Origin of the sequence: Desulfosporosinus sp. I2 (assembly GCF_000960765.1) — a bacterium.
Lineage (GTDB): Bacteria > Bacillota > Desulfitobacteriia > Desulfitobacteriales > Desulfitobacteriaceae > Desulfosporosinus.
Genome location: NZ_JYNH01000222.1, coordinates 1 through 4,739, shown reverse-complemented (window position 1 = coordinate 4,739; position 4,739 = coordinate 1). Strand labels below are relative to the sequence as shown.

The window sequence follows — 4,739 nt, the reverse complement described above, 5'->3', positions numbered from 1 at the left end:
GGACTGATGAAAATAAGCTAGAAGAGAAAGGAGAACTGAAGTGATTAAAGTGTTAATTTTAATCGTTTTATATCTTACATTAATTGGTACTATTTCACGGATGGAAGAGGGGGAGGCATAGTTAAAAAGGTCGTTTCAATATGGTACCCATGTGATTAAACTCATAACGTCCTAACCTTAAAACAAATCAAACTCTTACGAATGGTTTAGTTAACTGAATTTATTCAATGAATCAGGATAACGGATAACGAAAATGGAAAGAAAGGAAGTACTAATATGTCAATTTATAAAATTGGTGAAGTCGTAAAAATCATCGATCAGGGAAACGAAGACTTCAATGGACTTGCCGGAGTTGTTTAAAAAAATCGAATTAGGCAGTGACAATATATCCATACTTTATTTCGTTGAATTTAAGACGACTGATAGCCCCCCTCGAACAACGCTTGCCTTTCTCGAAAATGAATTGGAGGCTGCATAATTATGGTGGATATCCTAAAAATGATGAATCAAAAACATTCGTCACAATCAATTATGTATTTAACCATGAAACGGTTAGAAAGTTTACGTGTAGAAAGAGAAAGAGTCATTAAGATGTTGGGGAAAGAGAAAGAGAATCAAGTAAAATTGTTGATCAAACTCATGGATGTGGATGACGAAATTCAGGAAATTCAAGCAAGTGCAGAAAGTGGCTGAGGTTAAATCCTCAGTCACTTTTATGTTAGGGAAAGAAGATGGCGAATTCCTACTATAATTAAGGGAGTTTATGCAGTGGAATCATTCCTAATGTCACAAAAATGTTAAAAAGATGTGACATGGTTGTAAGATGAAGAGTTTAGAATAAAAACAAGAATGATAATCGTTATCAATAATTAAAAGGGGGACCTGTATTGAATCAGATATAAGATTTTGTTGGTTATGCTAACAGACTCATCAGTAAGAATTTAGAGAGGGGATTCGTGGTGATTACATCATTCATACTGACCTTGCGCGAAGCAGTTGAAGCGGTTCTTATCATTGGAATTTTAATTTCGCTGGTTAATAAAACTCAGCCAAAGCATGGAGCACGCATGGTTTACGGCGGGGCTATAGCTGCTGTCTTAGTGAGTGTCGCCGTAGCCCAAATTTTCGGGGAGGCCTACAGTTCGTTTGGCACATCTATCGAAGGGATATCCGGCTTATTGGCTGTCGCCCTATTAAGTTACATGGTATTTTGGATGGGAGAACAGTCCAAACATTTACAACAGGAGCTGCGCGAAAAGGCTGCAAATGCAATTTCAAACGGGAAGGCTTGGAGTCTTGGTATTTTAGCTTTTCTCTCAGTTTTGCGAGAAGGAATAGAAACCGTTCTATTCTTAATTTCAACAGCAGAAACATCGCCATTTGTTCAAGTCATTACAGGCGGGGCTCTAGGTATCTTGATGGCCTTAATTCTTGCGGCGTTGCTTTTTCGCGGTCTCTTGAAAATTAATCTTCAGAAATTTTTTACTCGGACTTCATATCTATTGATTATGTTTGGTGCTGGAATATTAGGTAAAGCCACTGCCGATCTACAAGCTGCCGGATGGTTGCCCGGAACAATTGCTGCTTGGAACACGAATTGGCTTGTCAATGAATCATCTCCTTTAGGAGCACTTCTCGGCGGAATTCTTGGTTACAGTTCGAGTCCCACTCTCTTACAGGTATTTGTCTATCTTGGGTACCTTGTTACGGCAGTTTATCTTTTCCATTTTTCTGGGGAGCAAAAACCAAGTACTGTCTCCGAATATGGTCATCCTTTTCAATCGGTTGGTACAGATTATCAGCACTGGGTTTACCGGGTTGTCCGTAGTCGGTGGATACCAAAGCTCCCTATGTACTTTTTCACTCTTATCTTTGTTGTCTTACTTGTTGTTGCCTTGTGGAATATACCTGTTGGACATTTTACGGGCCAAGGAGATTTAAACTGGGGGAAGTTTAGCACTAAAGCCGAAAATAATCTATTTATCTTTTTGGTGTGGGTCATCTGGCTGCCGCTGATTTCGATTTCTGCTGTTTTCTTGGGGCGTTTCTGGTGTGGCAATCTATGCCCGCTTCGACTTCTTACAGAAGGAGCAAGTAAAGTCGGGGACTGCCTAAGGGGACGACAGTCATCCAGTGCTCCATATTTGAGGGCAGGATGGGTCTTGCCAACAACCTTTGTCTTGATAACGATTTTTGTACGTGTTTTTGACTTTCAAAGTGAAGCCCGATATGGTGCTTATCTATTCTTAGGGATCGTACTTTCTGCTTTGATCGTTGGATTCCTTTTCCGAAAGGGGACATGGTGCAGATATGTGTGCCCGATTGGAGGTTGGTTAGCCCGTATTGCCCGGTTAAGCGTTCTCGGGGTTCGACCTCGTAAACCTGCTTGTGAGTCCTGTACAGACAAGCCTTGTATTCATGGTAGGGTATTAACTATCACCAGTGATCAACTCATTGAGTCAACAGCATGCGCAGAGAGATGTCCTGTATTTTTAGCACCTAACCGTCTGGAATCAAGCCAACATTGTCTTCAGTGCTGGAACTGCGTAAAAAACTGTCCGAAAGAACGGAGTGGGATGCGAATCGGTCTGCGTCTGCCTGGTGCCGAACTCTTTAAGCCCTACGCTCCTGATCTGGGAGAAGCTGTCTATATCTCTGCGTTGTTAGGAATGTATATGGCTGTAACAATGCAGGGAATTGTCTGGCCGCAACTGCCGTTTTTGATTACGCTTGCTTTGTTCATGGGATTGTCTGCCATAGGTTATGCTGGATTAAGTTACTTCGTTTCGTTGCTCTCCGGGATTTCTTGGCGAGAGGTGATTACCACCATTGGGTATGCCTTCTTACCCATGGAATGGGCTACGGCCATAATTACGATGGGGGATGATTCCCTAGAATTCTTTAACATTATGGTGCCAGCATCGGCTGTCCTGCTGGGAATTGGCTTTGTCTGGAGTTTGGTGCTCGGAACTTCAATCCTTTTACACCGTGCCCCTAACAAAATGCGTGCCATCATGGGTCTACTTCCAGTGATCATAGTGATATTCCTTTTGCTTTTGTTTTGGTCGATTCGATTTTTATCCGGTCAAGTTATCGATTTAACTTAAATTCACGGAGCTCAAACGTTATGGAATTATACGATTACGGAATTTGATGAAGAAAAGAATCAGAGCATTATTTTGGAAAATAAGTGTCGGTTGAAGAGTTTAAATTTTAACAAAAATGTTAAGAATCCTGTAACCTTGTTGAGATGAACGTAGGGTAAACTGAATTCAAGAAATTAGAAAGGAGGAAATTCAGTGAAGAAAAAGATTCTTTTAGTTTTAATGGTAGTCTTTGTCATAGCAACTAGGGGCTATTCTCTCGGTGGTAGTTTACTTTCGGAAACGACTTATTCCATCGGGTCGTAACTATCTATCGAAAAATCATAGAATTTTTGACCTATGGAAAAAGACAATTGTTGGCGTGATTCCTGCACTTGGTATAGGATTCGTAGCAGGAAAATACATACAAGAACGTTTGTTTAATTCGACCGTTGTAGGACTTGCCTTCATAGTCGATGGGATAATTCTTGTGTACATTGAAAAGAGGAAACCTCTGAATCGAATCTCCTCCGTTGAACAACTGACTTATAAAACGGCTTTATTAATCGGTCTCATTCAGTGTTTGGCAATGATTCCTGGTACGTCACGCTCAGCAGCAACCGTTATCGGAGCAATGCTTTTAGGCGCTTCTAGAGTTGTTGCCGCAGAATTTTCTTTCTTTTTGGCAATTCCTACTATGGTAGCCGCTTCTGGTTGCACTTTATTCAAGAGCGGTTCTATATTGACGCCACACGAGTTCCTAGTTGTAGCTGTTGGGTTGATTGTTTCATTTGTTGTGGCCTGGCTAGTCATTGCTGGGTTCATGAATTACGTAAGCAAAAGGGATTTCAAATCGTTTGGTTATTACAGAATTGTGCTTGGAATTATTGTCCTTGCGTATTTTACCTTCCTTAAATTCTAGCCTAACTCTTGCTGGGATGAAGGTTAATATTATTAGTTTTAAGAGCCTTTCACACTTTATTTTTTGGCTTAGTTAAAGCTTACTGTTGATTTTCGGTATGATACTAAGGGGTTCGCTACGCTATAACCCTATTTAAAAATGAATAGTACCCAGAATACTACACTAAGCCATGGTTTTTAAGTATTAGTAATCGAGTCTCCCATAATCTTAGACAAATCATTTAGTATGGTTTGATTGCTTCCTATATAACCAACAATAATTTTGCCTTTCACGTAAAAATGAGGTTTATCAATCCAATCAATCGAGCTATTTCCAATTCGAGAACCATCATTTGAAATTGTTCTTGATTGAGATTTCGCACTATCGTAATTTGTAAATTCATAGATAGAGATAATGTCTCCATTAACTTTGAAATATTTGGGAGTTACACTGAAGAAAGATTCTCCCTTTTGAGAAACTTGCATCTCAAGAGAATAACCTTTGGCTTTCATAGCAACGATAAAAGTATCATAGTCGTTTGCATACTGGTTATTAACCGTGTTGCCCTTTGATTCTATCTGTTGACCTACTCCAGTATTTGAGCAACCAGACACCCCTAATACAAGGACGAGTGTTGCGAAAACGATTGCTAATTTTTTCATATTATCACTCCTATATTTATTATAGACGTAATATCAAGCTATATTCTGACGGCTTATGCAACCCTGAATTCTGACAAACGCAACGACCTGTTA

General features: G+C 39.9%; 4 protein-coding genes. 3 read left to right on the top strand and 1 reads right to left on the bottom strand.

The features are described from left to right. The first annotated feature begins 480 nt into the window (after positions 1–480). The 3 genes from UF75_RS24730 to UF75_RS24720 all read left to right on the top strand — a co-directional run bounded on the left by UF75_RS24730 (position 481) and on the right by UF75_RS24720 (position 4,005). Positions 481–693, top strand: coding sequence for a hypothetical protein (locus tag UF75_RS24730; protein WP_045577176.1), 213 nt, complete (start codon positions 481–483; stop codon positions 691–693). Between the two features lie 266 nt (positions 694–959). Next, positions 960–3,107, top strand: coding sequence for an FTR1 family protein (locus tag UF75_RS26650; protein WP_207642503.1), 2,148 nt, complete (start codon positions 960–962; stop codon positions 3,105–3,107). Positions 3,108–3,366: 259 nt separating this feature from the next. Continuing rightward, positions 3,367–4,005: an undecaprenyl-diphosphate phosphatase gene (locus UF75_RS24720; RefSeq protein WP_242860421.1), complete on the top strand. Its 639-nt coding sequence runs from the start codon at positions 3,367–3,369 to the stop codon at positions 4,003–4,005. Between the two features lie 176 nt (positions 4,006–4,181). On the opposite strand, the gene UF75_RS24715 is transcribed toward UF75_RS24720, so the two are convergent. Further along, positions 4,182–4,646, bottom strand: a complete 465-nt coding sequence (locus tag UF75_RS24715; protein WP_045577175.1) for a hypothetical protein — start codon at positions 4,644–4,646, stop codon at positions 4,182–4,184. Between the last annotated feature and the right edge of the window lie 93 nt (positions 4,647–4,739).

Bases quoted from the DNA above. Each gene is read 5' to 3' on its own strand.
- UF75_RS24730 (WP_045577176.1), top strand. From the start codon at position 481: ATGGTGGATATCCTAAAAATGATGAATCAAAAACATTCGTCACAATCA.
- UF75_RS24715 (WP_045577175.1), bottom strand. From the start codon at position 4,646: ATGAAAAAATTAGCAATCGTTTTCGCAACACTCGTCCTTGTATTAGGG.